The organism is Micromonospora sp. SCSIO 07396 (assembly GCF_053667945.1).
On the sequence record NZ_CM132210.1, the window covers coordinates 3,426,148 to 3,451,563 of the forward strand.

At 73.8% G+C, this 25,416-nt stretch carries 29 protein-coding genes; 10 read left to right on the forward strand and 19 right to left on the reverse strand.

Annotated features, from left to right (window positions below):
• Nucleotides 1-28 precede the first annotated feature (28 nt).
• Together ACWCHM_RS14735 and ACWCHM_RS14740 are read left to right on the forward strand one after the other, a co-directional pair.
• The gene (locus ACWCHM_RS14735; protein WP_204961024.1) at nucleotides 29-1,273 is read left to right on the forward strand and encodes a cellulose binding domain-containing protein; all 1,245 of its coding nucleotides are present in this window, start codon (nucleotides 29-31) and stop codon (nucleotides 1,271-1,273) included.
• A gap of 79 nt (nucleotides 1,274-1,352) precedes the next feature.
• A complete protein-coding gene (locus ACWCHM_RS14740; protein ID WP_454222770.1) occupies nucleotides 1,353-1,823 on the forward strand; it encodes a hypothetical protein in 471 nt (156 codons plus the stop codon).
• Nucleotides 1,824-1,836: 13 nt separating this feature from the next.
• Here the strand turns inward: ACWCHM_RS14740 and ACWCHM_RS14745 are convergent, their stop codons facing one another.
• From ACWCHM_RS14745 to ACWCHM_RS14775, 7 genes are all read right to left on the reverse strand, one after another.
• Nucleotides 1,837-2,613, reverse strand: a complete 777-nt coding sequence (locus ACWCHM_RS14745) for an IclR family transcriptional regulator (protein WP_454222771.1) — start codon at nucleotides 2,611-2,613, stop codon at nucleotides 1,837-1,839.
• A gap of 1 nt (nucleotide 2,614) precedes the next feature.
• Nucleotides 2,615-2,995, reverse strand: a complete 381-nt coding sequence (gene pcaC, locus ACWCHM_RS14750; protein ID WP_204961021.1) for a 4-carboxymuconolactone decarboxylase — start codon at nucleotides 2,993-2,995, stop codon at nucleotides 2,615-2,617.
• The gene (gene pcaD / locus ACWCHM_RS14755; RefSeq protein ID WP_307821429.1) at nucleotides 2,995-3,768 is read right to left on the reverse strand and encodes a 3-oxoadipate enol-lactonase; all 774 of its coding nucleotides are present in this window, start codon (nucleotides 3,766-3,768) and stop codon (nucleotides 2,995-2,997) included. Before pcaD ends, pcaC begins: the two co-directional genes overlap by 1 nt.
• A gap of 120 nt (nucleotides 3,769-3,888) precedes the next feature.
• Nucleotides 3,889-4,461 carry a protocatechuate 3,4-dioxygenase subunit alpha gene (pcaG, locus tag ACWCHM_RS14760; RefSeq protein ID WP_454222772.1) on the reverse strand — a complete coding sequence of 191 codons (573 nt, stop codon included), beginning with the start codon at nucleotides 4,459-4,461 and terminating at the stop codon, nucleotides 3,889-3,891.
• Nucleotides 4,454-5,197 (reverse strand): protocatechuate 3,4-dioxygenase subunit beta, encoded by a 744-nt coding sequence (gene pcaH, locus ACWCHM_RS14765; RefSeq protein ID WP_454222774.1) that lies wholly within the window; start codon nucleotides 5,195-5,197, stop codon nucleotides 4,454-4,456. The genes pcaG and pcaH overlap by 8 nt, the downstream gene beginning before the upstream one ends.
• Nucleotides 5,194-5,973, reverse strand: a complete 780-nt coding sequence (locus ACWCHM_RS14770) for a CoA-transferase subunit beta (protein ID WP_454222776.1) — start codon at nucleotides 5,971-5,973, stop codon at nucleotides 5,194-5,196. The genes pcaH and ACWCHM_RS14770 overlap by 4 nt, the downstream gene beginning before the upstream one ends.
• 34 nt (nucleotides 5,974-6,007) lie before the next feature.
• Nucleotides 6,008-6,826 (reverse strand): CoA transferase subunit A, encoded by an 819-nt coding sequence (locus ACWCHM_RS14775; protein WP_454222777.1) that lies wholly within the window; start codon nucleotides 6,824-6,826, stop codon nucleotides 6,008-6,010.
• Between the two features lie 259 nt (nucleotides 6,827-7,085).
• Here ACWCHM_RS14775 and ACWCHM_RS14780 point away from each other — a divergent pair, with 259 nt between their 5' ends.
• The 6 genes from ACWCHM_RS14780 to ACWCHM_RS14805 all read left to right on the forward strand — a co-directional run bounded on the left by ACWCHM_RS14780 (nucleotide 7,086) and on the right by ACWCHM_RS14805 (nucleotide 12,813).
• Nucleotides 7,086-8,258 carry a 4-hydroxybenzoate 3-monooxygenase gene (locus ACWCHM_RS14780; protein ID WP_454222778.1) on the forward strand — a complete coding sequence of 391 codons (1,173 nt, stop codon included), beginning with the start codon at nucleotides 7,086-7,088 and terminating at the stop codon, nucleotides 8,256-8,258.
• A gap of 212 nt (nucleotides 8,259-8,470) precedes the next feature.
• The gene (locus ACWCHM_RS14785) at nucleotides 8,471-9,433 is read left to right on the forward strand and encodes an ABC transporter substrate-binding protein (RefSeq protein ID WP_454222779.1); all 963 of its coding nucleotides are present in this window, start codon (nucleotides 8,471-8,473) and stop codon (nucleotides 9,431-9,433) included.
• Nucleotides 9,434-9,507: 74 nt separating this feature from the next.
• Complete coding sequence (locus ACWCHM_RS14790) at nucleotides 9,508-10,302, forward strand: ABC transporter permease (RefSeq protein ID WP_454222781.1); 795 nt, start codon at nucleotides 9,508-9,510, stop codon at nucleotides 10,300-10,302.
• On the forward strand, nucleotides 10,299-11,123 hold the full coding sequence (locus tag ACWCHM_RS14795; protein ID WP_454222782.1) for an ABC transporter permease: 825 nt from the start codon (nucleotides 10,299-10,301) through the stop codon (nucleotides 11,121-11,123). Before ACWCHM_RS14790 ends, ACWCHM_RS14795 begins: the two co-directional genes overlap by 4 nt.
• Nucleotides 11,116-11,928, forward strand: coding sequence for an ABC transporter ATP-binding protein (locus tag ACWCHM_RS14800; RefSeq protein WP_421488620.1), 813 nt, complete (start codon nucleotides 11,116-11,118; stop codon nucleotides 11,926-11,928). Before ACWCHM_RS14795 ends, ACWCHM_RS14800 begins: the two co-directional genes overlap by 8 nt.
• A gap of 30 nt (nucleotides 11,929-11,958) precedes the next feature.
• Entirely contained in the window at nucleotides 11,959-12,813 is an 855-nt protein-coding gene (locus tag ACWCHM_RS14805) for a PaaX family transcriptional regulator (protein ID WP_454222784.1), read from the forward strand.
• Here the strand turns inward: ACWCHM_RS14805 and ACWCHM_RS14810 are convergent.
• The 4 genes from ACWCHM_RS14810 to ACWCHM_RS14825 form a co-directional block, all read right to left on the reverse strand.
• On the reverse strand, nucleotides 12,776-14,302 hold the full coding sequence (locus ACWCHM_RS14810) for an acyl-CoA synthetase (RefSeq protein ID WP_454222785.1): 1,527 nt from the start codon (nucleotides 14,300-14,302) through the stop codon (nucleotides 12,776-12,778). The two genes, ACWCHM_RS14805 and ACWCHM_RS14810, sit on opposite strands and share 38 nt — an antisense overlap.
• Before the next feature lie 55 nt (nucleotides 14,303-14,357).
• Nucleotides 14,358-14,810, reverse strand: a complete 453-nt coding sequence (locus ACWCHM_RS14815; RefSeq protein ID WP_454222787.1) for a MaoC family dehydratase — start codon at nucleotides 14,808-14,810, stop codon at nucleotides 14,358-14,360.
• Complete coding sequence (locus ACWCHM_RS14820; protein ID WP_454222788.1) at nucleotides 14,807-15,709, reverse strand: amidohydrolase family protein; 903 nt, start codon at nucleotides 15,707-15,709, stop codon at nucleotides 14,807-14,809. The genes ACWCHM_RS14815 and ACWCHM_RS14820 overlap by 4 nt, the downstream gene beginning before the upstream one ends.
• Nucleotides 15,710-15,781: 72 nt before the next feature.
• Nucleotides 15,782-16,708, reverse strand: a complete 927-nt coding sequence (locus ACWCHM_RS14825; RefSeq protein ID WP_454222789.1) for an SDR family NAD(P)-dependent oxidoreductase — start codon at nucleotides 16,706-16,708, stop codon at nucleotides 15,782-15,784.
• A gap of 82 nt (nucleotides 16,709-16,790) precedes the next feature.
• On the opposite strand from ACWCHM_RS14825, the gene ACWCHM_RS14830 reads away from it, so the two are divergent.
• On the forward strand, nucleotides 16,791-17,255 hold the full coding sequence (locus tag ACWCHM_RS14830) for a MarR family winged helix-turn-helix transcriptional regulator (RefSeq protein WP_204961009.1): 465 nt from the start codon (nucleotides 16,791-16,793) through the stop codon (nucleotides 17,253-17,255).
• Between the two features lie 9 nt (nucleotides 17,256-17,264).
• Here the strand turns inward: ACWCHM_RS14830 and ACWCHM_RS14835 are convergent, their stop codons facing one another.
• The 4 genes from ACWCHM_RS14835 to ACWCHM_RS14850 are packed head-to-tail and all read right to left on the reverse strand — an operon-like array spanning nucleotide 17,265 to nucleotide 20,226.
• Nucleotides 17,265-18,017: an IclR family transcriptional regulator gene (locus ACWCHM_RS14835; RefSeq protein WP_204961008.1), complete on the reverse strand. Its 753-nt coding sequence runs from the start codon at nucleotides 18,015-18,017 to the stop codon at nucleotides 17,265-17,267.
• Between the two features lie 30 nt (nucleotides 18,018-18,047).
• A complete protein-coding gene (locus tag ACWCHM_RS14840) occupies nucleotides 18,048-18,986 on the reverse strand; it encodes a PDR/VanB family oxidoreductase (protein WP_421488623.1) in 939 nt (312 codons plus the stop codon).
• On the reverse strand, nucleotides 18,983-19,186 hold the full coding sequence (locus tag ACWCHM_RS14845) for a hypothetical protein (protein WP_204961006.1): 204 nt from the start codon (nucleotides 19,184-19,186) through the stop codon (nucleotides 18,983-18,985). Before ACWCHM_RS14845 ends, ACWCHM_RS14840 begins: the two co-directional genes overlap by 4 nt.
• On the reverse strand, nucleotides 19,183-20,226 hold the full coding sequence (locus tag ACWCHM_RS14850; RefSeq protein ID WP_281898353.1) for an aromatic ring-hydroxylating dioxygenase subunit alpha: 1,044 nt from the start codon (nucleotides 20,224-20,226) through the stop codon (nucleotides 19,183-19,185). Before ACWCHM_RS14850 ends, ACWCHM_RS14845 begins: the two co-directional genes overlap by 4 nt.
• 179 nt (nucleotides 20,227-20,405) lie before the next feature.
• On the opposite strand from ACWCHM_RS14850, the gene ACWCHM_RS14855 reads away from it, so the two are divergent.
• Nucleotides 20,406-21,200 (forward strand): class I SAM-dependent methyltransferase, encoded by a 795-nt coding sequence (locus tag ACWCHM_RS14855; RefSeq protein ID WP_204961004.1) that lies wholly within the window; start codon nucleotides 20,406-20,408, stop codon nucleotides 21,198-21,200.
• A 60-nt stretch (nucleotides 21,201-21,260) separates the two neighbouring features.
• Here the strand turns inward: ACWCHM_RS14855 and ACWCHM_RS14860 are convergent, their stop codons facing one another.
• The 4 genes from ACWCHM_RS14860 to ACWCHM_RS14875 are packed head-to-tail and all read right to left on the reverse strand — an operon-like array spanning nucleotide 21,261 to nucleotide 25,331.
• Nucleotides 21,261-22,223: a nitroreductase family protein gene (locus tag ACWCHM_RS14860; RefSeq protein ID WP_281898357.1), complete on the reverse strand. Its 963-nt coding sequence runs from the start codon at nucleotides 22,221-22,223 to the stop codon at nucleotides 21,261-21,263.
• A complete protein-coding gene (locus tag ACWCHM_RS14865; protein ID WP_454222790.1) occupies nucleotides 22,223-23,311 on the reverse strand; it encodes a GNAT family N-acetyltransferase in 1,089 nt (362 codons plus the stop codon). Before ACWCHM_RS14865 ends, ACWCHM_RS14860 begins: the two co-directional genes overlap by 1 nt.
• A complete protein-coding gene (locus tag ACWCHM_RS14870; RefSeq protein WP_204961001.1) occupies nucleotides 23,308-23,748 on the reverse strand; it encodes a DUF4188 domain-containing protein in 441 nt (146 codons plus the stop codon). Before ACWCHM_RS14870 ends, ACWCHM_RS14865 begins: the two co-directional genes overlap by 4 nt.
• A 2-nt stretch (nucleotides 23,749-23,750) precedes the next feature.
• Nucleotides 23,751-25,331 carry a phenylacetate--CoA ligase family protein gene (locus ACWCHM_RS14875; RefSeq protein WP_454222791.1) on the reverse strand — a complete coding sequence of 527 codons (1,581 nt, stop codon included), beginning with the start codon at nucleotides 25,329-25,331 and terminating at the stop codon, nucleotides 23,751-23,753.
• Nucleotides 25,332-25,416 lie beyond the last annotated feature (85 nt).

A 25,416-nucleotide genomic window follows, 5' to 3' on the forward strand; every position in this document is an offset into this window, starting at 1 on the left:
GCCACCGCCGACACCCGCAGGAGGGTGCATGCCAAGGAGATCGAAGCTCTACGCGGGTCTGACCGCCGCGCTCGTGCCGGCAGCCGCCGTGCTGATGGCCCTCGGCGCGACGCCGGCCGACGCCGCAGTGGGCGGCTCGGGGCCCTACCCCGCCGACTACGAGACCTCGACCAGCCTGCCCAACCACACCATCTTCCGGCCCCAGACGCTGCCGACCGAGCGCCTGCCGATCCTCGTCTGGGGCAACGGCGGCTGCTCGGCCAACGGCCTCTCGCAGGGCAACTTCCTGCGTGAGATCGCCTCGCACGGCTTCCTGGCCATCGCCAACGGCGGCCCGAACGCCTCCGGTTCCACCAACTCGCAGATGCTCACCCAGTCCATCGACTGGGCGGTGGCGGAGAACTCCCGCCAGGGCAGCAAGTACTACAACCGGATCGACACCGGCAAGGTCGCCGTCGCCGGCTTCTCCTGTGGTGGCCTGGAGGCGTACGCCGTCTCCAACGACCCCCGGGTGACCACCACCGGCATCTTCAGCAGCGGCCTGCTCAACGACGCCGACGACTACCAGCTGCGGCGGCTCACCAAGCCGATCGCCTACTTCGTCGGCGGGCCCAGCGACATCGCCTACCCCAACGCCATCGACGACTGGGGCAAGCTGCCCGCCGGGCTGCCCGCCTTCATGGGCAACCTCAACGTCGGCCACGGCGGCACCTACGACCAGCCCAACGGTGGCGAGTTCGGCCGGGTGGCGGTGCTCTACCTCAAGTGGCGGCTCAAGGGCGACACCACCGCCGGCACCAACTTCGTCGGCGCGAACTGCGGGCTGTGCCGTACCCAGTGGACCGTCCAGCAGAAGAACCTGACGCTCGACGGCCCGCCGCCGACCACCCCGCCGCCCACGACCCCACCCCCGACCACTCCCCCGCCCACGACCCCACCCCCCACCACTCCCCCGCCCACCACTCCCCCGCCCGGCGGCGCCGGCTGCACCGCCGTCTACGCCGTGCAGGACCAGTGGAACGGCGGGTTCGTCGCCAACGTCAGCGTCACCGCCGGCTCCGCCGCGCTCACCGGCTGGCGGGTCACCCTGACCCTGCCGGGCGGGGCGGCGGTCAGTTCGGTGTGGAACGGCGTCGCCACCGGCACCAGCGGCACCATCACCGTCACCAACCAGAGCTACAACGGCAGGCTGGGGGCCGGACAGAGCACCAGCTTCGGGTTCCAGGGCACCGGAAACGGCACCGGAACCACCGCCACCTGCACCGGAAGCTGACCGTCGCACGGGCGGGTCGCACGGTGCGGCGGGCCGGTACCGGGTACCGGCCCGCCGCACCGTGTTCTATGGTGCCGGAATGACCAGCGCACCCCGGGAGGCGGAGACGCGCATCGGCCCGGTCGGCGCGCTGCTCTGCCGGCTGATCTTCCTGGCCATCTGCCTGCCCGGCCCGGTCCTGCTCGCCGCCGACGTGACCGGCGACCTGCCGGTGTCACCCGGGGAGCGCTGGGGGCTCGTCGCCGGCGGGGTGTTCACCACCATCGTCGGGGTCGGCTTCGGTGTCTTCGGCTGGCGGGTGGTCGACCGGTCCCGCAGCGACGCCCGCCGGCTCGACGCCAGCGGGGTCGACGCCACCGCCGAGATCCTCACCGTGGCGCACCACCTGGGCGGGGAGAGCCCGGAACTCGACCTACGGCTGCGGATCAGCGGGCCCGGCTTCGCCCCCTTCGAGGCGGACACGGTCCGGCCCGACGACCCGGGACTCGTGCCCGGCCGGCTGCTGACCGCCGTCGTGGACCCGGCGAGCCGGCTCTACCGGGTCCGGTGAGGGCGTCGGGGCCTCACCCGCCGCGCAGGTCCTCCTCGATCCGCCGGGCGGTGGCCAGCAGCGGCGGGAGCAACTCGCGCCGGATCAGCTCGAACGACCCCCGCGAGGCGTGCGCGGACAGGTTCACCGCCGCCACCACCGACCCACGCGGGCCGTGGATCGGCGCGGCCAGCGACCGCAACCCCTCCTCCAGTTCCTGGTCCACGATCGCGTACCCCTGGGCGGCGATCTTCGTCAGGACGGCACGCAACTTCGCCGGGTCGGTGACCGTACGCCGGGTCAACGGTTGCAACCGCGCGGTGGCGAGGTAGTCGGTCAACCGGTCCGCCGGCTGCGCGGCGAGCAGCACCCGGCCCATCGACGTGGCGTACGCGGGGAACCGGGTCCCGACGCTGATCCCCACCGTCATGATCCGTCGGGTGGGCACCCGGGCGACGTAGACCACCTCGTCGCCGTCGAGCACCGACACCGAACAGGACTCGTGCACCTGCGCGACCAGCGCCTCCATGTGCGGTTGGGCGATCTCCGGCAGGCCCAGGCCGGACAGGTAGGCGTAGCCGAGGGCGAGGATCCGCGCCCGCAGCGAGAACAGCCGGCCGTCGCTGTGCACGTAGCCCAGCTCGACCAGGGTGAGCAGGAACCGGCGGGCCGCGGCCCGGGTCAGCCCGGTGCGGCGGGCCACGTCGCTCAGGGTGAGCTGCTGATGCTCGGCGTCGAACGCCCGGATCACCGCGAGCCCACGCTCCAGCGACTGCACGAACTCCGGTGACCGTGCCGCCTGACCGCCCACCTCACCCAGCCTCCCGCCGCAGCGCCTCCCGGGCCACCGAGAACGCCCGGTTCGCCGCCGGTACGCCAGCGTAGACGCCCACCTGGAGCAGGACCTCCGCCACCTCCAGTTCGGTCAGCCCGTTGCCCAGCGCGGCCCGCACGTGCATCGCCAACTCCTCCTCGTGGCGCAGGGCGGCGAGCACCGCGAGGGTGACGCAGCTACGGGTACGCCGGTCGAGGCCGGGCCGGGTCCACACCTCACCCCAGGCGTAGCGGGTGATGAAGTCCTGGAAGTCGGCGGTGAACGCGTCGGTGCCGGCCACGGCGCGGTCGACGTGCGCGTCACCGAGCACCTGTCGGCGTACGGTCATGCCGGCCTCGTGCCGTTCGCGGTCGTCCATCAGCCACCCGCCTGTTCGAAATGCTCCCGCAGGAGTCGGCCCACCTGTCCGGGTCGCTCGACGTTGGCCAGGTGGGCCGCCGCGTCGAGGACGACCAGCCGCGCCCCGGGGACCAGGTCGACGATCTCCCGGGCGTGCCCGACGGGGATCGCCGGGTCGTCCGCGCCCGCGACGACCAGCGTCGGCACGCCGATCCGGCCCAGGTCGGGGCGCAGGTCCAGGGCGGCGATCGCCTCGCAGCAGGCCGCGTAGCCGGCCGGGGAGGTCGCGGTCAGCATCGCGCGGTACCCGGCCACCAGGTCCGGGCGGGCGGCGGCGAGGGTCGGGGTGAACCAGCGGGCCACCACGGCGTCGGCGACCGCCGGCAGGCCGGCGGCGCGGACCGTGGCCGCCCGCTGCCGCCACGGGTCGGGCGGGCCGAGCCACGCCGCCGTGCAGAGCAGGGCGAGTCGGCGCACCCGCCCGGGTGCGTGGGCGGCGAGCCACATGCCGACCATGCCGCCCAGCGACAGCCCCGCGTAGTGGACCCACGGCACGTCGAGGTGGTCCAGCGCCCGCAGCACCTCCCGGCCCAGCAGTTCGATGGTGTACGGGCCGGTCGGCGTCGCCGAGCGGCCGTGGCCGAGGTGGTCGTAACGGATCACCCGGAACCGTTCGGCCAGCGCCGCGACCTGGGGTTCCCACATCGCGCCGGTGGTGCCGAGGGAACTGCCGAGCAGCAGCACCGGCGCGCTGGGCGGGCCGTCGACGGTGAGGTGCAGCCGGGAGGTCACGGTGCCGCGTCCCGGGCGACGGCCGGCGTCGCGTCGACGGACCGGTCGGCCGACCCGGGCCGGTGGTCCCGGTCGCGCACCTGGTCGATCCGCCCAGCGGACATGCCGGTGAGCGGGCCGTCAGACGGCGAAAAAGACGGTCTCACGGTCGCCCTGGAGGTGGATGTCGAAGCGGAACCCGTCGGGTGCGGCGCTGGCCAGCAGCGTGTCCCGGCGGTCGGCCTGCACGCTGCCCAGCACCGGGTCGACGGCGTTGGCCGCCGGTTCGTCGGGGAAGTAGAGCCGGGTCACCAGGCGGTGCAGCAGTCCCCGGCCGAGCACCGACAGGGTCAGGTGCGGGGCCTCGGTGCCGCCGTCCGGGTCGGGCAGCGGCCCGGGCCGGACCGTCAGCAGCCGGTAGCACCCCTGCTCGTCGGTCTCGCTGCGGCCGAACCCCCGGAACCCGGCGAGCCGCGGCGGCCGGGCCCCGCGCGGGTCGTCGGGGTGGTCGAACCGGCCGTCCGGGTCGGCCTGCCAGCTCTCCACCAGCGCGTCGACCACGGGTTCCCCGGTGCCGTCGACGATCCGGCCCCGGATCCAGAACGCGCCGGGGGTGCCCTCGGGGACGACGTACGGGCCGTCGGGCCAGTGCAGGCCGATGCTCAGGTACGGCCCGACGGTCTGCGCCGGGGTGACGCCCAGCCGGTCACTCATCGTCGTCCCCGTCCTCGAAGGGGGTGTCCTCCCGGCCCCGCAGCACGATGTCGAACGCGTAGGCCAGCGCCCACTCGGGCTGGGTGGCGGCGTGGTCGTAGCGGGCGACCAGCCGTTGCCGGGCCGTCGGGTCGCGTACCGAGTGCAGCACCGGGTCCTGGAAGAACAGCGGGTCGCCGGGGAAGTACATCTGGGTCACCAGCCGCTGGGTGAACGCCCGGCCGAACAGGGAGAAGTGGATGTGCGCCGGCCGCCAGGCGTTGTCGTGGTTGCGCCAGGGGTAGGCCCCCGGTTGCACGGTGACGAACCGGTAGCGCCCCTGCTCGTCGGTGAGCGTGCGGCCCACCCCGTCGAAGTGCGGGTCGATCGGGGCCGGCCAGGTGTCGCGGGCGTGGCGGTAGCGGCCGGCGGCGTTGGCCTGCCAGATCTCGACCAACGTACGCGGCACCGGCCGGCCGTCGCCGTCACGGACCCGGCCGTGCACGATGATCCGCTGCCCCTGCGGTGACCCGTCGTGTTGGCGGGTCAGGTCGTGGTCGAGGTCGCCGAGGCGTCCCTCGCCCAGCAGCGGGCCGGTGATCTCGGTGAGCCGCTGCGGCAGGTGGGCCAGCGGTTGCCGGGGGGCCCGCGTCACGGTCGACCGGTAGCCGGGGCTGAACAGCGGCGGGTGGGCGTCAACGTCGTCGCGCCGGTACGCCGGCAGCGGCAGCCCGCGCCCTGCGGTGTCCTCGGTCATGGTCGGCTCCCCTCGGCCGTCGCGCGCAACGCGCGCAGCACCGCCAACTCGTGTGCCGTGGGCGGGTCGTTCGTGGTCAGCGGCTCGGCGACGGCGAGGTCCCAGCCGGTGGCGGCCCGCGCCTGTTCCCGGGTCACCCCGGGGTGCAACCGGGTCAGGGTCAGCTCGCAGCTGACCGGGTCGGGTGCCAGGACGCCGAGGTCGGTGATCACCAGTCGGGGGCCGCCGCCGCGCAGGCCGAGCCGTTCCCGGTCCCCCGGGCCCGTGCCGTAGCCGACCGAGGTGACGAAGTCGACGCGGCTGGTGAAGGTGCGCGGGTTCTGCCTGACGATCACCACGACCTCGCGGCAGGAGGCGGCGATCTCGGGGGCCCCGCCCGCGCCGGGCAGCCGGACGGCCGGGGTCGCGTAGTCGTCGCCGACGACCGTGGTGTTGAGGTTGCCGTACCGGTCGAGCTGGGCCGCGCCGAGGAAGCCGACGTCGATCCGGCCGGGCTGGAGCCAGTAGTTGAACACCTCGGGCACCGACACGACCGCGTCGGCGGTGTCGGCGAGGACGCCGTCGCCGATGGACAGCGGCAGCCGGTCCGGTTTCGCGCCGAGGCAGCCGGACTCGTAGACGAGCACCAGGTTCGGGGCGTGGGTGGCGCGGGCGAGGTTCGCCGCGGTGCTGGGCAGTCCGATCCCGACGAAGCAGGCGACGCCGTCGCGGAGCTGCCGGGCGGCGGCGACGGTCATCATCTCGTCGGCGGTCCAGCCGGCCGTCGGGCCGTTCATCCCGGCCTCCCGGGGCGGGGGGCGGGTCGCGCGGTCACGCCGTCGCCCCGGCCCGGTGCACGTGCCGGTCGAGCCAGGCGCGGAAGGTGTCGCGGTCCCGGCTGACGGCGTCCCAGGCCCGGTAGAAGTCGTTGTCCCGGACCGAGTAGCCCTGGGCGTAGGAGGGGTGGGCGCCGCCGGGCACCTCGGCCACGGCGGTGACCGCCCAGCCGGGCAGCACGACCTGCCCGGGGACCGGGGTCAACTCGGGCACGACCTCCTCGACGGTGACCAGCGACCGGTGGGCGGCGAGCACCGCCTCCTTCTGCACGCCGGTGATGCCCCACAGCTGCACGTTGCCGGCCCGGTCGGCGCGTTGGGCGTGCACCACTGTCACGTCGGGGCGCAGGGCCGCCACGGCGGTGAGGGTCTCGCCGGTGAACGGGCAGTCGACCGAGCTGACGTTGGCGGTGTGCCGGGGCAGGTCGGTGCCGGTGTAGCCGCGCAGCACGGCGAACGGCAGGCCGGACGCGCCGGCCACGTAGCGGTTGGCCATCCCGGCGTGGCTGTGTTCCTCCAGCTCCAGCGGGCGCGGCCAGGAGTGCTGCACGGCGTCGCGGAACCGGTGCAGCGATCCCACGCCGGGGTTGCCGCCCCAGGAGAAGACCAGCCGGCGGGCACACCCGGCACCGATGAGCTGGTCGTAGATGACGTCGGGGGTCATCCGGACCAGGGTCAGCTCCTGCCGTCGCTGGCGGATGATCTCGTGACCGGCGGCGAACGGGATGAGGTGGGTGAACCCCTCCAGAGCCACCACGTCGCCGTCGTGGACCAGTTCCGCCACGGCCTGCGCGAGCGGGACGAGCGTCGCCATGCGCCTCCCGCCTCGCCTCGGACCGGTGTTCGCCATACGGACCATCGTGCTCAGGTCGAACGTACGACCGACGGCGACATCCGTCAATGTCCGCAGGGGACCGGGCGGCGGGGTGAGCGGCGTCCGGGCGGGACGTTGACGGGAGCCGGGTCACGTGCCAACGTTCAACAAGAGAACACCCGTTCGCTGCGCGAACGCTGTCGGTGGCCCGCCCGCCGGGCCCCGGTGTCGGGCCGGCGTCCAGGAAGGACGGACCGGGATGCGTACCCAGGTCGGCATCGTCGGCGCCGGACCGGCCGGCCTCATGCTGTCGCACCTGCTGCACCGGCAGGGCATCTCCTCGGTGGTGCTGGAGAGCCGCAGCCGCGCGCACGTCGAGCACCGGCTGCGCGCCGGGGTGCTCGAACAGGGCTCGGTCGACCTGCTCTGCCGCACCGGCGTCGGCGAGCGGCTGCTCCGCGAGGGGCTGCGGCACGAGGGCATCGAGCTGCGCTTCGCCGGGGAGTCGCACCGGGTGCCGATGACCGAGCTGACCGGGCGGGCGATCACCGTCTACGGGCAGCAGGAGGTGGTCAAGGACCTGATCGCCGCGCGCCTCGCGGCCGGCGGCACGATCCGGTTCGACGCCGAGGTGACCCGGCTGGACGGACTCGACTCCCCCGACCCGGTGGTCCACTACCGACGCGACGGCCGCGACGAGGAACTGCGCTGCGACTTCGTGGCCGGCTGCGACGGGTTCCACGGGGTGAGCCGGGGCGCGGTGCCCGACGGGGTGCTGACCAGCTACGAGCGGGCGTACCCGTTCGCCTGGCTGGGGGTGCTCGCCGCCGCCGCGCCGGCCGTGGACGAACTCGTCTACGCCCACCACGAGCGGGGTTTCGCCCTCTACAGCATGCGCTCGCCGCAGGTCTCCCGGCTCTATCTCCAGGTCGCCCCCGACGAGGACCTCGCCGCGTGGCCGGACGAGCGGATCTGGGCGGAGCTGCGGGTCCGGTTGGAGACGGTGCCGGGCTGGTCGCTCACCGAGGGCCCGGTGCTGGAGAAGTCGATCACGCCGATGCGCAGTTTCGTGGTGGAGCCGATGCAGTGGGAGCGGTTGTACCTGGCCGGGGACGCCGTGCACATCGTCCCGCCCACCGGCGCCAAGGGCATGAACCTGGCGCTGGCCGACGTGGCGCTGCTCGGCGAGGCGTTCGCCGCCTGGTACGCCCACGGCCGCACCGACCTGTTGGCCGACTACTCGGCCACCGCGTTGCGCCGGGTCTGGCGGGCGCAGCACTTCTCCTGGTGGATGACCTCGATGCTGCACCGGCTGGCGCACGACGACCCGTACGAGGCGAAGTTGCAGACCGCCACGCTGCGGTACGCCGCCACCTCGCGGGCGTACGCGACGAGTCTGGCCGAGAACTACGTGGGCCTGCCCGAGGTCTGAGCGACGCCACCGCGACGCAGCGTCGTTCAACTTATTCATGACGGGCGTCAGAAATTCTTGACTTTCGATGTCGAGGTGGCTGACCATGGCCACCACAGCGGCGTGCGCCCCCACGCAGCGGTTGGTTCTCCCCGCAGGTCCGAGGCATCCCGCCGACTTCCGACGCACCCCACCACCCCCGCCCAGGAAGGGCCTCGTCAATGAAGAAGGTCATGGCTCTCGGGTTGATCGCCGTCGCCGCGGTCGCCCTCACCGGATGTACCGACTCCGACGCCTCCACCCCGTCCACGCCGACCTCCGGCGACCTGCGCACGGTCCGGGTCGCGGCGCTGCCGATCACCGAGACCGCCGCGCTGTGGGGCGGCATCAAGGCGGGCCTGTTCGCCGAGCACGGGCTCCAGGTCGAGGTGCTGCCCGCCCAGGGTGGCGCGCAGGCCATCCCGGCGCTGATGAACGGCGACATCGACTTCGCCATCGGCCAGCCGTTCGGCCCGTTCCGCGCCGACCTGCAGAACCTCGGCGTCGTCATCATCGGCAACTACGCCTCCTCGTACGCCCAGGGCGACGACATCAACGCGGTGGTGGCCTCGGCGAAGTCCGGTGTCACCCGGCCGGCCGACCTCGCCGGCAAGCGGGTCGCGGTCAACAGCCTGGGCGCGGCCGGTGACGTCACGATCATGGCGGCGGTGGAGAAGGACGGCGGCGACCCCAAGAAGGTCAAGTTCGTCGAGGTGGCCTTCCCGGACGCACCGGCCCAGCTCGCGGCGGGCAACATCGACGCCGCCTGGGTGCCGGAACCCTTCGTCACCCAGCTGAAGGGCCGGGGCGACACGGTCGTCGTGGCGCCCTACCAGGCGGTGGTGCCGGGCCTGGCCACCCTGACCACCATCACCACCACCGCCCGCCTCGACAAGGACGCCAAGCTGGTCGAGGACTTCTCCACGGCGATGAAGAAGACCCTCCAGTGGGCGCAGGACCCGGCCAACGCACCGGCCCTGCGGCAGGCCATCAAGGACAACCTCCAACTGCCGCCGCCGGTGGCGGAATCGGTCCGGCTGCCGGCGTTCGGCTGGGACGTCGACCGGGCCAGCCTCCAGACCCTCGCCGAACTCGCCGGCAGGTACCGGGTGCTCGACCGGCAACCCGACCTCGACCGGCTCATCCGCCAGCAGTAGCCGACCCGGCGACGCCCCGGCAGCCGGGCCGCCGGGGCGAGGCCGACCCCGCCACCTTCGGAGGTGACCCGCCCGTGCCCACCACCCGACGGCCGCCCGCGTTGCGCAGGACGCTGCTGGGCGTCACCGGCCTGGCCGCTTTCCTCGTCGGCTGGCAGGCGATCCCGACGCTGGGCCTGATCGACCCGCAGTACCTGCCGTACGTGACGGACGTGCTGGCGCGGCTCGCCGAACAGCTCGTCGACCTGGCGTTCTGGCGGCGCCTCGGCAGCACCATGACCTCCTGGGCGATCGGGCTGACCGTGGCGACCCTCGCCGCCGTGGCCCTCGGCACCCTCGTCGGCCTGGTGCCGTTCCTGCGCCGCAGCACCCACACGATGGTCGAGTTCCTGCGCCCCATCCCGTCGGTCGCGCTCATCCCGCTCGCCGTGCTGATGTTCGGCATCCAGCGGCAGGCCGCCCTGGTCATCATCGTCTACGCGTCGTTCTGGCAGGTGTTCGTGCAGGTGATCTACGGGGTCGCCGACGTCGACGCGGTCGCCCGGGACACCGCGCGCAGCTTCGGTCTGCGCCGCCGCGAGCAGTGGACGCACCTCGTCCTGCCGACCACCCTGCCGTACCTGATGACCGGTCTGCGGCTGGCGGCGGCGGTGGCGCTCATCCTGGCCGTCACCGCCGAGATGGTGATCGGCAACCCCGGCCTCGGCCGCATGATCGAGCTGTCCCGTTCCGGCGGCGACGCGGTCGGCCTGTACGCCCTCGTCGTGGTCACCGGCCTGCTCGGACTGACGGTGAACCTCGTCTTCCGGTTCGTCGAACGGCAGACGCTGTCCTGGCACGAGTCCGTCCGTGGGGAGCGGGCGCGGTGACCGCGTACCCGGGCCGGGTCGTCGCCGCGCCACGCCGCCGCCGGGCCGGCGCGCGGGCCGGGGCGGGCCTGCTGCACGCGCTCGGGCTGCCGATGCTGCTGCTGGTGCTCTGGGGCTTGGCGGCGACCGGGACGACGAACCGGTTCTTCCCCGACCCGGTGACGATCGCCGACGCCTTCGTCGACACCTGGATCGGGCCCGCGTTCGTCCAGGACGTGCTGCCCAGCCTCTACCGGCTCGGCCTCGGGGTCGCCGCGTCGGTCGTGCTCGGCGTCGCCGCCGGCACCGTCATCGGCCTGACCCCGTGGCTGCGCGAACTGCTCGAACCGCTGCTGGAGTTCCTCCGGGCCGTCCCGCCGCCGGTGCTGATCCCGGTGGCGATGCTCCTGCTCGGCATCACCGACACCATGAAGGTCGTGGTGATCGTCTCCGGCGCGGTCTGGCCGATCCTGCTCAACACGGTCGAGGGGGTGCGGGGCACCGACAGCGTGCTGACGCAGACCGCGCGGTCGTTCCGGGTCACCCGGTGGGAGCGGCTGTGGTTCCTGGTGCTCCCCGCCGCCAGCCCCCGGATCATGGCCGGGGTCCGGCAGGCCCTCTCGGTCGCGCTCATCCTGATGGTGATCTCCGAGATGTTCGCCTCGTCGGCCGGGCTGGGTTACCGGATCGCCTACTTCCAACGCAACTACCTCGTCGCCGAGATGTGGAGCGGCATCCTGCTGCTCGGCGGGGTCGGCGTGCTGCTCGCCGTCGTCTTCGGGGTCGTCGAACGGCGCGTGCTGCGCTGGTACCACGGAATCAGGGAGGTCAACCGTGTCTGACCGGGGCACCCTGCTGCGGGTGGCGCAGCTGCGCAAGGTCTACGAGTCCCGCACCGGCGACGTCGAGGCGATCGGGGACCTCAGCTTCACGATGGACACCGGCGAACTCGTCTGCATCGTCGGACCGTCCGGATGCGGCAAGACCACCCTGCTCAAGTGCCTCGCCGGGCTGCTGCGCCCGACCGGCGGCACCGTCGAGATGCACGGCGCGCCGGTGACCGGCCCCAGCCCCGCCATGGCCGTGGTGTTCCAGGAGTACGGCCGCAGCCTCTACCCGTGGCTGACCGTACGCGGCAACGTCGAGCTGCCGCTGCGGCACAAGCGGCTGTCCCGCGCCCAGCGGCACACCCTGGTCACCGACGCGCTCGACGCGGTGGGCCTGGCGCACGCCGCCCGCAGCCACCCGTGGCAGCTCTCCGGCGGGATGCAGCAGCGGGTGGCGATCGCGCGGGCCGTCGCGTACCAGCCGGAGGTCCTGATCATGGACGAGCCGTTCGCGGCGGTGGACGCGCAGACCCGGGCCGACCTGGAGGACCTGGTGCGGGAGCTGCACGCTCGACGCGGGATCTCGGTCCTGTTCGTCACCCACGACATCGACGAGTCGGTCTACCTGGGGCAGCGGGTGCTGGTGCTGTCCCACGCGCCGACCCGGGTACGCGAGGACCTGGTGATCGACCTGCCGGCCGAGCGTGACCAGATCACCACCCGGGCCCTGCCCCGGTTCACCGAGCTCCGCACGCACGTCTACGGCGAGATCCAGCGGGCCAGACGCGGGCAGAATGTGGCCCCGCGACCCGCGCCGTGAGTGCGCCGGGCGACGGAGGCGGCGGAGGGGATGACCGTGGGTAGGCGGCAGCCGAAGCAACTGGTGCTCGCGTTCTTCGGCGAACACGTCGTCGACGGCGACACCGGTCCGATCCGGGCCAGTGTCCTGATCACCGTCCTGGAGGGGGCCGGGGTCGCCGCGCCGGCGACCCGGGCCACCCTCGACCGGCTGGTGCGCAGCGGCATCCTGGCCCGGGGCCGCAGTGGTCGGGAGACGTTGTTCTCGCTGACCGAGCACGGGGCGGCGGTGCTGCGGGAGGCGACGTACCGGGTGCGTGGGCCCCGACCGTTCGACCCGCAGGGCAGCGGCTGGACGCTCGTCACCTTCTCGATCCCGGAGGAGCAGCGGACGCTGCGGCACCGGCTGCGCTCCACGCTCACCTGGGAGGGCTTCGCGCCGATCCGCGACGGGCTGTGGCTGGCCCCCGGCGAGGTCGACCTCGCCGGGTCGCTGGAGCCGCTGCGCCAGGATCTCGCCCCGCACCCCGTGGTCGCCTTCCACGCCCGCGAACTCGCCGGCTTCCCGATCGGCGACAGCGTCCGCGCCGCCTGGGACATCGAGGCGATCCGGCGCGAGCACCTGGCGTTCATCGACAGGTGGGCCGACCCGGCCGCGACCACGGCGACGGCGGGCGCGTTGACCCTGCGCACGATGCTGGTGGCGGACTGGCTGGCGCTGCTGCGGGCCGACCCGAGGCTGCCCGCCGAGTTCATGGACGCGCAGTGGCCGGCCGCCCGGTCGGCGCAGACCTACCGCATGGCGCACCGGGCGCTGGCCGAGGCGTCCGCGGCGGAGTTCGCCGCCCTGGTCACCCACCGGCCCACGGTCAGCCGGCGAACCGCGCCCGCAGCTCGGCCTTCCTGACCTTCCCCGAGGCGGTGCGCGGCAACTCGTCCACGATGACCACGTTCCTGGGCAGCTTGTAGCGGGCGATCCTGCCGTCGAGGTGGGCCCGGACGGTGCCGGTGTCCACCGACGCCCCCGCCCGGACGGTCAGCACCGCCCACGGCACCTCCCCCCAGCGGTCGTCCGGCACGCCGATGACGGCCGCCGAGACCACCCCGTCGATCTCGCCGAGCAGCAGTTCGACCTCGGCCGGGTAGATGTTCTCGCCGCCCGAGATGATCATGTCCTTGAGTCGGCCGGAGACGTAGAGGTAACCGTCGTCGTCGAGGCGTCCCAGGTCGCCGGAGCGGAACCAGCCGTCGGCGGTGAACGCCTCGGCGGTCGCCTCCGGCAGGCCGTGGTAGCCGGGGAAGACGTTGGGCCCGGCCACCTCGATCTGGCCCACCGCACCGGCGGGCAGCACGGCCCCGCCCGGGTCGGTGATCCGGACGTCGGTGAAGAAGTGCGGCAGGCCGACGCTGCCCTGCTTGGCCCGGGTCATCGCCGGCGGCAGCGCGGTCGCGCCCGGCGACGCCTCGGTCATCCCGTAGCCCTGGGAGAACGACAGGCCACGCGCCTCGTACGCGTCGAGGACGCGGGTCGGCACGGCGGACCCGCCGCAGGTGAGCTTCGTCAACGTGGACAGGTCGGTCGCGGCCCAGTCGGGGTGGTCGGCCAGCAGTTGGTAGGTGGTCGGCACCCCGCTGAGCATGGTGACCCGGTGCCTGGCGATCTGCGCCAGCGCCCGGCCCGGTTCGAAACCCCGCTCGATGACCATCGTGGCCCCCTTGAGGATGACGGGCAGCGCGCCCATCCCCAGCGAGGCGACGTGGAACAGCGGCGAGATCATCAGCGCCACGTCGGTGGAGACGACGTCGTAGTCGACCACACAGTTGAGCGCCACCCAGGTCAGGTTGCCGTGGGTGAGCACCGCGCCCTTGGCCCGGCCGGTGGTGCCCGAGGTGTAGACGATCGCCGCCGGGTCGGTGGGGCCGGGGTCGGCGTGCCCGGCCCGCGCCGGATCGGCGTCGCGGGTGAGCGTCGCCAGGCCCGGCCGGTCCGGGGTGCCCTCGCCGGTGACGACGACGAGTGGGGCCCGGGCGGCCGGCAGGGCGGCGGCCACCGGCACCGCGAAGTCCGGGTCGTGGATCAGCACCCGGGCCGCGCAGTCGGTCAGCACGTGGCCGATCTCGGGGGGTGCGAGCCGGGTGTTGACCGGCACGAACACGGCACCGAGCCGCACCGTCCCGAACATCACCTGGAGGAACTCCGGACTGTTCTCGCCCAGGTAGGCGACGGTGTCGCCGGTGCCGACGCCGAGCTCCGTCAGCACCGCCGCGACCCGGTCCACGGCGTCGGCGAACTGCGCGTAGGTGACGGTCGCGCCCGCACCGTGCACCAGGGCGACCCGGTCCGGGGACCTGAGCCGACGTCGGGTGACCCAGGCGTCGATTCCGTGCTGGTGCATCAGCGGTCTCCCGGTGGTGGAGGTGGGGTGATGACCTGGCCGCACGCCCGGGGTCTCAGGCGTGGAAGCGGTACAACCCGCGGGCGACCACCGCCGGCTTGCTGCCGCCCTCGATCTCGATGGTCTGGTCGACGGTGAGCTGGTAGCCGCCCCGGACCTCGGCCACCTCGACGATGGTGGCCCGCATCCGCACCCGCGCGCCGACCACGACCGGCGCGGGGAAGCGCACCCGGTCGAGCCCATAGTTGACCTTGGTGGTCACGCCCTTGACCTCCAGCAGTTCGGTCCAGAGCGGCACGGCCAGCGACAGGGTGAGGAAGCCGTGGGCGATCGGCGCACCGAACGGGCCGGTCGCCGCCCGCTGCGGGTCGACGTGGATCCACTGGTGGTCGTCGGTGGCGTCGGCGAACAGGTTCACCTGCTCCTGGGTGACCGTCCGGTAGCCGGTGTGCCCCAGGTCCGTGCCGGCGAGGTCGGCAAGCTGGTCGTAGGTGACGGTGGTGGTCATGGCGCTTCCTCTCGTCGTTGCCCGGCGAGGCCCAGCAGCCGGGCCGCGTTGTCCTTGAGGATGCCCGGGAGCACGTCGGGCTTGAGGTCGGTGGCCGCCACGTCGCGCAGCCACCGGTCGGGGGTCAGCAGCGGATAGTCGGTGCCGAACAGCACCCGGTGCCGCAGGACCGAGTTGGCGTGGCGCACCAGCGCGGCCGGGAAGTACTTCGGGCTCCAGCCGGACAGGTCGATCCAGGTGTTGGGTTTGTGGGTGGCCACCGACAGCGCCTCGTCCTGCCAGGGCACCGACGGGTGGGCCATGACGATCTGCAGGTCGGGGAAGTCGGCGGCGACCGGGTCGAGCAGCATCGGGTTGGACAGTCCGAGCCGCAGGCCGTAGCCGCCGGGCAGGCCCGCGCCGATGCCGGTCTGTCCGGTGTGGAAGATCGCCGGGAGGCCGGCGCGTTCGATCAGGGCCCACAGCGGGGCGTACGCCGCGTCGCCGGGGTCGAAGCCCTGCACGGTGGGGTGGAACTTGAACCCGCGTACCCCCTCCTGCTCGATCAGCCGGGCGGCGAGGTCGAGCGCCGCCGCGCCGGTGCGCGGGTCGACCGACCCGAAGGGGATGAGCACGTCGGCGTGTTCGGCGGCGGCGCGGGCGATGTCGGCGCTGGACAGCGGCGGGTGCCGCAGTTGGGTGCCCGCGTCGACGGTGAAGACGACGGCGGCCATCCGCCGCTCGCGGTAGTACCGGGCCACCGCGTCGACGGCGGGCCGGGGCCCGTCGGTGCGGAAGTACTTCGACACGGCCGCCACCAGCGGTTCGGGCAGCGAGGCATGGCCGTGGTCGTCGACCTCGATGTGCACGTGCATGTCGATCGCGGTGACGGCGTCGAGGTCGATCGCGGGCTGGTACATGGGGCGGCCTCCGTCGGGCGGGTCCGGTCCGGCGGGTCGGGCGGTGTCGCGGGTCGACTGACGCGGGCCGGGTCAGGGGTTGGCCGGCTGGAACCGGGCGGGCAGTTCGGGGAAGCGTTCGCCGACGCTCTGCGTGGCCCCGTCGAACGTCGTCGGCCAGGCCTCCACCAGCGCGTCGTAGGTCCAGCCGCCCTCGCGGTAGGCGGTCAGCGCCGCCTCCGGGTGGGTCCAGATCTGGAGGCGGTCACCGCCCACCCCGATCACCTGGCCGGTCACCTGGGCCGCCGCGTCGGAGGCGAGGAAGGCGACCAGGCCGGCCACGTCGGCGACGGTGCCGAAGCCGAGGTCGTGCCGGAAGAACGCGGGCATCGGCTCGCCGGCTGCCTCGGCGCGCACGGCGGCGGCGAAGTAGGGGACGGTGGCGGTCATCGCGGTCGCGGCGACCGGGACGACGGTGTTGGCGGTGATACCGGCCCGCCTGAGCTCCAGCGCCCAGGTGCGGACCATGCCGACGATGCCCGCCTTGGCCGCCGCGTAGTTGGTCTGGCCGAAGGTGCCCCGCTGCCCGGTGGGCGAGCCGATGCAGATGATCCGGCCGCCCTCGCCGGCCTGCCGCAGGTGCCGCACCGCCTCGCGCACGGTGGTGAAGGTGCCGCGCAGGTGCACGGTGACGACGGTGTCGAAGTCGTCGTCGCTCATCTTCCACAGCACGGTGTCGCGCAGGACACCGGCGTTGGTGACCAGGGCGTCGAGCCGGCCGAACGCGGCGAGGGCGGTGTCGACCAGTTCCTTGGCGGTCTCGGTCGGGCCCACCGGCGCGGTCACCCCGACGGCCCGGCCGCCGGACGCCTCGATCGTGGCCACCGCCTCGGCCGTGACGTCGGCGTCGATGTCGTTGACCACGACGCGGGCGCCCCGCCGCGCCAACTCCCGGGCGTAGGCCAGGCCGAGGCCGCGCCCGGAGCCGGTGACGATGGCGACTTTGCCGTCCAGTGACATGGGCACTCCCTTTCGTCGATGCGATCTGAGCACGAACCATTGAGAATGTCAATTATTTAGGAAGCTTGCTACCATCGTCGCCATGCCCGCCGAACGGACCCGGTCGACCGGCAGCGACCGGCTGCGGGACAGCGCGCTCGCCGGTGACCTGAGCTTCCTGCTCGCCCGCGCCAACGCGCTCGCCCTCGCCGCGGCGAACGCCGCCCTGGCCACCCATGGCCTGAAGGCCCGCTCCTACTCGGTGCTCGCCCTGGCCGCCGACGACGTCCGCCCGACCCAGCGGGAACTCGCCGAGTTCCTGCGGCTCGACCCCAGCCAGGTCGTCGCCCTCGTCGACGGGCTGGAACAGCGGCACCTCGTCGAGCGGCACGCCGACCCCGCCGACCGGCGGGCCAACGTCCTCGTCGCCACCGACGCCGGCCGGGCCCTGTTCGCCCGCGCCCGTGACGCCGTCCGCGCCGTGGGGATCGACTCGCTGTCCGTGGTGCCGGCGCAGGACCAGGCGCGGCTGGCCCGGTTGCTGCGGCTGCTGGCCTTCCCCGACTGAACCCCCGGTTCACCGGGGCGTGCTGCCCAACGCCCGGGACAGCACCCGGCCCGCCGCCTGCACCAGCGGGGCCAACGCCACCGGGTCCGCCCGGTCGTGGGCGACCACCAGCGACAGCGCCGCCACCACCCCCTCCGGGGCCCGCACCGGCGCCGCCACCGACAGGGCGTCCATGGTGACCTGCCGGTCGCTGACCGCGTACCCGACCCGGCGCACCTCGGCCAGGCAGCTGCGCAGCCGCCCCGGATCGGTGACCGTCAACGCGGTGTAGCGCTCCAGCGGCGCGGCCAGCACCCGTTCCTGCACCTCGGCCGGGGCGTGGGCGAGCAGCACCAGCCCGACCCCGGTGGCGTGCAGCGCGAACCGGCCGCCCACCCGGGTGCGCACCGGCACCGCCTGCCGGCCGGCGATCCGTTCGATGAAGACCAGTTCGAGCCCCTGCCGGACGGCGAGCTGCACGTTCTCGTGCGTCACCTCGTACAGGTCCTCCATCACCGGCAGGGCCACCTCACGCAACCCCAGGCCCCGCGGCGCGAGTGAACCCACCTCCCACAGCCGCAGGCCGATCCGGTACCGACCGTCGTCGCCCCGCTCCAACGCGCCCCAGGCGAGCAGTTCCGCCACCCGACGGTGCACGGTGGACAGCGGCAGCCCGGCCCGGCGGGCCAGCTCGCTCAAGGTCAGGGCCGGCCCGTCCGGGGTGAACGCGTCGAGCAGCGCCAGCACCCGACTGGTCACCGTCCGACCCGGTTGCCCACGCATCCCACCATCCTCCCCGCCCGCGCCGGCCGGTCACAGTTCCAGGACGAGCCGGGGGGTACGGGCCCGCGAGACACAGATCAACATGGTGTCCCCGGCGGCGCGGTCCTGCGCGGACAGCAGGCTGTCGCGGTGCTCGGGCACCCCGGCCAGCACCGGCGTCTCGCAGGTGCCGCAGGTCCCCTCCCCGCAGGACGACAGGACCGGCACCCCGGCCTCCTGCACCGCCCGCAGGATCGGCACCCCCGGCGGCACGGTCACCGTCCGCCCGGACAGCGCGAGTTCCACCTCGATCGCCGTCTCCGGGCCGGTTGTGGCGTCCCGGGGGGCGAACCGCTCCACGTGCAGCCGACCGGGCGGCAGATCCCGGCAGTGCTCCTCCACCGCCCGCACCAGCGCCTCCGGGCCGCAGCAGTAGACCAGGCCGTCGCCGGCACCGGCCAGCAGCCCGGCCAGGTCGAGCAACCCGGTCTCGTCCTGCGGGTACAGGCCGACCCGGTCGCCGTACCTGTCGCGCAGCGCGGCGGCGTACGCCATCGTGGCGCGGGTCCGCCCGCCGTACGCCAGGTGCCAGTCGGCGTCCGCGGCATCGGCGGCGGCGACCATCGTCAGAATCGGGGTGATCCCGACGCCACCGGCGACGAACAGGTACCGGCGGGCCGCGACCAGCGGGAACGTGTTGCGCAGGCCGTGCATCCGGACCGTGCCGCCGACGGCGAGCCGCTCGTGCGCCGCCCGGGAGCCGCCGCGTCCCGCCGCCTCCCGCTGCACCGCGATCCGCAGGACGCTCCGGTCGGCCGGGTCGCCGCAGAGCGAGTACTGCCGCACCAGCCCCGGGCCCAGCTCCAGGTCGACGTGCGCGCCGGGCGCCCAGCCGGGCAGTTCACCGCCGTCCGGGCGGGTCAGGCCGAACTCGACCACCCCGTCCGCGACCGGCTGCCGGGCCACCACCACCAGGTCCGTCCCGGTCACGCCGGCACCGCCCGCCGACCGGTCGGGACGCCCGCCGCCGGGGTGCGGTGGCCCCGCGGGTGCCCGAGCAGCCACTGCCACAACTCGGCCGGTTCCTCGGCGAGCCGCTGCGCGCCACAGTGGCAGGTGCCCCGCAGGGTGTCGGTGCCCGGCACCCAGTGCACCCGGTAGACCCGGCCCCCGCCGGCCCCGGGCGTCACCGGGGCGCTCCCACCGTCCCCGGGGCGACCAGCCGGGCCAGCAGCCGCCGGGCGGCCAACCCGCCGGTGTCGATGTTGATGCTCAGCTCCTGGTACCGCTCCGGTTCGGCCGCGATCACCCGCTCCAGCACGTTCAGCGCCGCGACGTCCTGCATCACCACCGTGTGGTTGCTCTGGTGCAGGTACGCGCTGACCGACTCGTCGTCGACCGCGAAGTCCCTGGCCACCGCCCAGAAGTCGTACGTGCTGTGCGTGGTCGACGGGGTGATGGCGTAGACGATCTCGGCGTGGAAGGCGTCGCTGTCCTCCCCCTGCGCTGGCGGGTAGACGCCCTGCGGGGCGATCCGGCTGTGCAGCAGGTAGAGGCACGGCGGGTGGTACTCGATATCCTGCCAGCGGGTGATCCGGCCCTGGATGCCTGTCGAGCGGGCGTAGAACGGCGGGCACTCGGCGTCGTCCATGTGCCGGCTGACGTGCACCACGCCCCGGTCCTCGTCCACCTCGGTGGTGATCGGGGTGTCCGCCACCTCGGGGGTGCCGATGTAGCCGCCGTGCAGGTAGGTCTCGTGGGACAGGTCCATCAGGTTGTCCACCAGCAGGCCGTAGCGGGCGTCCAGCGGGGCCATGCCACGGACCACCGCGTACCGGGGGTCGGCCAGCCACGGCGCGCGGGGGATCATGGCCGGATCGGCCCGCTCCCGGTCGCCGATCCACACCCAGACGAAGGAGTCCTGCTCCACCACCGGGTACGCCGCGACCCGCGCGGTGCGCGGAATCCGCCGCTGACCGGGGACGAAGACGCAGGCACCGGTGGGGTCGTAGGTGAAGCCGTGGTAGCCGCAGACGACGGTGTCGCCGTCGAGCCGGCTCTGCGACAGCGGGTAGCGCCGGTGCACGCACCTGTCGGCCAGCGCCACCGCCTCCCCCGCGCCGGTGCGGTACAGCACCAGCGGTTCACCGAGCACGGTACGGGCGAGCAGGTCCCGGCCGACCTCGACGCCGTGGGCCGCCACGTACCACTGGTCTCGGGCGAACTCCATCCGGACGACCTCCTCGCCGGCTCACCATCGACAGAGGTGAATCATCGCGCCCGGGGCCGCCACCGGGGAGCATGCCTTCCGTCGAGTGGAAGCCGGGGTCCGGGCACCGCCGCCGGGACCGCGCCGGGTGCCACGCGAGCGGGGTGCCGCGGCTGCGGATCGTGCGGCACGATGGTCAGGTGAACACCCAGGGGTACGCGTTCGACAACGCCAGCGACCAGGCCACCGCCCACCACGACGCGCTGGCCGACCTGCTGGACGGGCCGACCCGGGACGCGCTCACGGAACTCGGCGGGCTGACCGGCCGACGCTGCCTGGAGGTGGCCGCCGGGGCCGGCAGCATCGCGCTCTGGCTGGCCGACCGGGCCGCCGAGGTGGTCGCCACGGACATCGCCCCGCAGCACATCCCGGCGCACCCCCGCCTCGTCGTACGTCGCGAGGACATCGTCACCGACCAACCAGCTGGCACCTTCGACCTGGTGCACGCCCGGCTGGTCCTCGGCCACCTGCCCCGGCGGGAGGAGGCCCTGCGGCGGATGGTCGCCGCGCTGCGGCCCGGTGGCGCGCTGCTCATCGGCGAGTTCGCCCACCCGTCCGCCGACTTCGTCGTCGACGCGCCCGACCCGGCAACCGCCGACCTGCTGATCCGTTACCTGGCCGCGCACGTGGCGACGCTGACCGCCCGGGGCCTCGACACGGGGTGGGCGCAACGGGCCCCCGCCGTCTTCGCCGACGCGGGACTGACCGATGTGCGGTCGGGCACCACGGCGGGCCGCTGGCGTGGCGGCGGCCCGGGCTGCCGGCTGCTGCGGGCCGGCATTCCGCAGCTGCGGGCCGCCCTGCTGAGCCACGGGATGACCGACGCCGACCTCACCGCGACGATGGCCGCCCTCGACGATCCCCGGGTGGTCGTCAACGGCTTCCCCTTCGTGCAGGTCAGCGGTCGCGCCCCGGACCACCCCGGTCCGGCCTGACGCAGCCGGCCCGGGTCACCCGGCCACCGGCCGGGGCGACGGCGGCCGTGGGTGCGCCGGTCAGGCCCGGACCCGACGGGCCGAGCGGGGCGCGGGGCGGACGGGCCGGCCGACCCGGGTGACGTGCAGCAGCCGATGCGGTGCGACGTCGAGCAGCGCACCGAGCGCCGCCCGGGTGGCGGGGACGTCGATGAGCTGGCTCAACGGGTGGGCGGCCAGTCCCGCCGTGTGCAGGGTCAACCAGGCCCGCAGCAGCACCCGCCCGAACGTGACCTGCCCTGGGTGGTCGAGATGGTCCGGGGCGAGCAGCACCAGCACGGTGCCGCCCTGGGCGAGGGGGTCGCCGGCGGCGGCGAGCAGGCGCGGCAGGCCCAGCGGGCGCAGCACCGGGTACCCGGCCAGTGCCGCGCGCAGCCCGACGGCGGCGGGGCGGGACAGGGCGAGGCACCTGTCGGTCAGCCCGTCGGCGTGGTAACCCGGGTGGGTCGGGTCCAGCCGCAGCCAGTGCCGCAGTTCCGCGACGACCGCCGGGTCGGCGTACTGCCGGCGGTCGGCGGTGCGCAGCAGTACGCCGAGCCGGCCGGCGTCCGGTACGGCCCGCACGCTGCCGCCGGCCGGGCCGGCGACCGCGTCCAGGGCGGTACGGGTGTCGGCGTCCACCGCCCCGACGAGGACGCCCCGGTGGGTCCGGCGTTCCCACACGTCGGTGGTGCGGAACGGGGTCGGGTAGCGGTCGGGCGCGGGGCGCAGCAGCCCCACCCAGCTGTGGTGCTCGTCGTGGTCGGCGACGTACTCCAGCCGCAGGCCGGCGTCGGCCGCGACGATCAGGCAGGTCTCCACGAACGCGCCGAGGGACAGCCGTAGGTCCCGACCGGTGGGGTCGCCGACGGGCAGGGTGTGGGCGGGTTCCCAGCCGATCCGGATCGCGTCGGCTTCGTAGCGCAGCCGCCACGGTTGGGTGTTGTGCGCGCTCGGGGCCCGCCAGCACCACGGTTCGAGGGCGCGGAACGCGTCGTGGTCCACTAGCGCTCCCTGGCGTAGAAGGTGTAGCCGTGTAGCGGGCGACCGCCGAGGCGGCGGTACTGGGCGGCCGAGGCGGCGTTGTCCCGTTCGACGTAGGTGCTGCGCAGCGTGGTGTAGCCGCCGGTGTACAGGTTGCGGTGCAGGTGGGCGGAGAGCAGCCGCTGGTAGCCGCGTCCCTGGTGCTGCGGGAGCACCCCCTTGACGATCAGCACCGCCTCCCGACGGTAGCGGCGGCGGGTGGCCAGCAACCGGGCCTGGTTGAGCGGGTGCAGGTCACCCCGGACGGCGATCAGGAACTCGCTGATGTCGGGCACGCAGAGCACGAACGCGACCGGCTCGCCGTCGCGGGTCAGGTAGAGCAGCAGCGACTCGTCCAGCAGGTACGCCAGCCCGTCGGTCTGCAGTCGCAGCTGCGCGGCGGAGATCGGGGTGTAGTAGCCGAGCTGGGCGAAGGAGGCGTTGAGCATCCCGCGCAGCAGGTCGAGCTGCTCGTCGAGGTGGCGTACGTCGCCCCGGTGCAGCGCGATCCGGGCGCCGTCCGGGTCGACGTGCTCTGCCGGGACCGGCTCCGGTGGGGCGGGCACGGGGCAGATCCAGGTGTCGGCCTCGAACCGGCGGACGAACCCGTACGCCTCGTAGGCGGTCGGGTACCACGGCGGGTTCCAGGCGCTGTCGACGAAACCCCGCTCGGCGTGCCCGGAGGTGATCACGCCGCCGGCCTGGTTGGGCAGCAGCGCCACCGGGCCGAACAGCAGGTCCCGGTCGGCGTCGGCGTGCGCGGCGATCGCGTCGAACAGCGGCTGCGCCGCCGGCTCGGTGAACTCGGTGAGCCCGAAGAGCTGGCACCGGCGGCCCAGTTTGGCGTCGAAGTCCGCGTCGGTGTGCAGGGTGGTCCGGCCGACGACCGTGCCGGTGGCGTCGCGCAGCAGGTACAGCGGTACGCCGTCGCGCCACCAGCGGCGGATCTGCTGGCGCGGGATGGGCACGTGCCGGGGTTCACCGGCGTAGAGGCGGTCGCCGAAGGCGAGGAACTGCCGCAGGCCACGCCGGTCGGTGACCCGGGTGAACCGGTGCCGGGCGGAGCTCATCGGCGTACCGCCGGCCCGGTCGTCTCCGCGCCCAGCGGGGTGAAGGTCTCGATGTGCCCCATCTCGGGGTCCTCGGCCCGCCAGGTGCCGTTGGAGTAGCCGTCGGGGCTGGCGGTGTAGAGCCGGATGAAGCCGGCGGTGGCGTTGCGGGTGCCGTCGGTCAGCCAGACCATCAGCCGGCGGTGGTGCCGGGTACGGGCGAAGCGCAGCATCGCGTCGCGGTCGGTGAAGAACGCGATGGTGCCGAGGGTCAGCGGGAACTGCCAGTAGACGGTGTGCCAGCAGTAGCCGTTCATCCGGCGCATGTCGCGCAGCATCCGGAACCAGGAGGGGGCCAGCCGCAGCAGCACCAGCGGGTTGGTGTAGCGGGTGCCGCCGATGAACATCGCGCCGGCGCGGGCCTGCGCGGGGGCGCGGGAGAAGTCACGGGTACGCATGGTCACCTCACCAGGTAGCTGTTCTTGATCTTCTGTTGCCCGGCGAACGGGCCGGTGCCGGGAGCGTGCAGCTCGACCCGCAGGTCACCGGCGGTGGCGTCCTCCACCAGGGACTGGGCGAAGTCGCGGGAGACCGAGGTCAGGTGGCGGCGGACGCCGAGGCGGCACGCGTCGGCGAGCGCGGCGCGTTGCGGGGCGGTCAACGGGCGGCGTAGTTCGAGGTGGATCACCGGTCGGCTCTCCAGCGTCGCGTCCTCGACCAGGGCCAGGCAGAACCGGCTGATCTCGGCGGCGTACGGGTTGCCGACGTAGAGGCCGTACTCGACATCCTGCGGGTAGAGGTTCGCGCCGAGGTAGGAGATGGTGGAGTCGCTGCGGCCGAAGAGCAGCAGCAGCGGCAGGGTCATCCGCTCGGCGGCGAGCGCGGTGCGCAGTTCGGCCCGGCGTACCGGGTCGGCGCAGACCAGGTCGACGGCCCGCTGGTATGACACGAGCAGCGCCTCGTCCCCGACGTTGTACCGCAGCCGGGGCTGGAGCACGTCCCCGCCGGTGACCGTGCAGAGCAGTTCCCGTCGCTGGTTGGTCTCCAGGTAGGTGGCGAACGGGTTGTACTGGAACACCATCGGCAGCCGTTGCTCGCCCGCGCCGAGCAGGGCGTCGCGCAGCCCCCTGTCGGTCTGCAACCGCCGGCGCAGCCACACCGTGAACCGGGTCTCCGCGCCGATGCCGATGCTCAGGTCCGACGCCCCGTACGCCGACCGGACGAGGGTGAAGCGTTGCTCCAGGTAGTCGCGCAGCGCCTCGGTCATCGCCTCCCCGCCGCAACTGGCCGCGACGCGGTACCGCGTCCAGGGGAAGCCCTCGGCGTCGAGCCGGTCGCGCAGGTGCTTGAGAAACGGCGGGTAGGCGGTCACCAGGTAGTCGAAGTCGGGACCGAACTCCCGCAGGGTGTCGATGATCTTCCCGAGGTCGGGGCCGGTGTTCTTCACCACCGCGATGCGGGCCATCGCCGCGCCGGTGGTCGTCCCGGTCGCCCAGGCCCCCATCGAGTAGGCGTTGATGACGAACGGTCGGCGCATCGGGAAGACCAGTCCGGTGTAGCCGGCGATGTCGCGGTGCACCGCGTGCAGTTCCCGTTCGCCGCGCGGCCAGTTGAACGGTTGTCCGGCCGAGCCCGCCGACTCGTCGACGATGACCCCCCGGCTGGGCAGCCGGCCGTGCCGGCACCGGGCGGCGACGTCGTGCGCCAGCACGTAGCTGCGCTTGTCGGTTTCGGGGAAGTCGGTGAGCCGGCGGCGCACGCCCGTCGGGTGGGCACGCAGGAAGTCACGGTAGGCGGGGACCTGCCGGGCGGCCCGCGCGCACACCGCCCGGGCGTGCGCGGCGGCCAGCGCGTCCAGGGCCGGGTGGTGCCGTCGGGCCGTCCAGCGCCAGCCGGCGGGGTGCCGGGCGGCGAGCCGGCCCAGCGCGGCCACCGCGCGGCCGAGGGCCCCCAGGCCGACCTGCCGGCCGTGCGCCACCACGGCCGGCAACGGCGATTCGACGGTACGCAGGGCGACGGGTCGGTGTGGTAGTTCGGCCATGCCGACCACTCTGTCCGGGCCGGCGCGCCGGGTCCTGAGGCCGGATGCGGTGGGTACCTGAGTATTCCTACTCGGTCGGCCGCCC

Excerpts from the sequence above, each read along its gene's own strand:
- ACWCHM_RS14735 (WP_204961024.1), top strand. The coding sequence starts at position 29 with ATGCCAAGGAGATCGAAGCTCTACGCGGGTCTGACCGCCGCGCTCGTG.
- ACWCHM_RS14740 (WP_454222770.1), top strand. The coding sequence starts at position 1,353 with ATGACCAGCGCACCCCGGGAGGCGGAGACGCGCATCGGCCCGGTCGGC.
- pcaC (WP_204961021.1), bottom strand. The coding sequence starts at position 2,995 with ATGGACGACCGCGAACGGCACGAGGCCGGCATGACCGTACGCCGACAG.
- pcaG (WP_454222772.1), bottom strand. The coding sequence starts at position 4,461 with ATGAGTGACCGGCTGGGCGTCACCCCGGCGCAGACCGTCGGGCCGTAC.
- pcaH (WP_454222774.1), bottom strand. The coding sequence starts at position 5,197 with ATGACCGAGGACACCGCAGGGCGCGGGCTGCCGCTGCCGGCGTACCGG.
- ACWCHM_RS14770 (WP_454222776.1), bottom strand. The coding sequence starts at position 5,973 with ATGAACGGCCCGACGGCCGGCTGGACCGCCGACGAGATGATGACCGTC.
- ACWCHM_RS14775 (WP_454222777.1), bottom strand. The coding sequence starts at position 6,826 with ATGGCGACGCTCGTCCCGCTCGCGCAGGCCGTGGCGGAACTGGTCCAC.
- ACWCHM_RS14780 (WP_454222778.1), top strand. The coding sequence starts at position 7,086 with ATGCGTACCCAGGTCGGCATCGTCGGCGCCGGACCGGCCGGCCTCATG.
- ACWCHM_RS14785 (WP_454222779.1), top strand. The coding sequence starts at position 8,471 with ATGGCTCTCGGGTTGATCGCCGTCGCCGCGGTCGCCCTCACCGGATGT.
- ACWCHM_RS14805 (WP_454222784.1), top strand. The coding sequence starts at position 11,959 with ATGACCGTGGGTAGGCGGCAGCCGAAGCAACTGGTGCTCGCGTTCTTC.
- ACWCHM_RS14810 (WP_454222785.1), bottom strand. The coding sequence starts at position 14,302 with ATGCACCAGCACGGAATCGACGCCTGGGTCACCCGACGTCGGCTCAGG.
- ACWCHM_RS14815 (WP_454222787.1), bottom strand. The coding sequence starts at position 14,810 with ATGACCACCACCGTCACCTACGACCAGCTTGCCGACCTCGCCGGCACG.
- ACWCHM_RS14820 (WP_454222788.1), bottom strand. The coding sequence starts at position 15,709 with ATGTACCAGCCCGCGATCGACCTCGACGCCGTCACCGCGATCGACATG.
- ACWCHM_RS14825 (WP_454222789.1), bottom strand. The coding sequence starts at position 16,708 with ATGTCACTGGACGGCAAAGTCGCCATCGTCACCGGCTCCGGGCGCGGC.
- ACWCHM_RS14830 (WP_204961009.1), top strand. The coding sequence starts at position 16,791 with ATGCCCGCCGAACGGACCCGGTCGACCGGCAGCGACCGGCTGCGGGAC.
- ACWCHM_RS14835 (WP_204961008.1), bottom strand. The coding sequence starts at position 18,017 with ATGCGTGGGCAACCGGGTCGGACGGTGACCAGTCGGGTGCTGGCGCTG.
- ACWCHM_RS14850 (WP_281898353.1), bottom strand. The coding sequence starts at position 20,226 with ATGGAGTTCGCCCGAGACCAGTGGTACGTGGCGGCCCACGGCGTCGAG.
- ACWCHM_RS14865 (WP_454222790.1), bottom strand. The coding sequence starts at position 23,311 with ATGAGCTCCGCCCGGCACCGGTTCACCCGGGTCACCGACCGGCGTGGC.
- ACWCHM_RS14870 (WP_204961001.1), bottom strand. The coding sequence starts at position 23,748 with ATGCGTACCCGTGACTTCTCCCGCGCCCCCGCGCAGGCCCGCGCCGGC.
- ACWCHM_RS14875 (WP_454222791.1), bottom strand. The coding sequence starts at position 25,331 with ATGGCCGAACTACCACACCGACCCGTCGCCCTGCGTACCGTCGAATCG.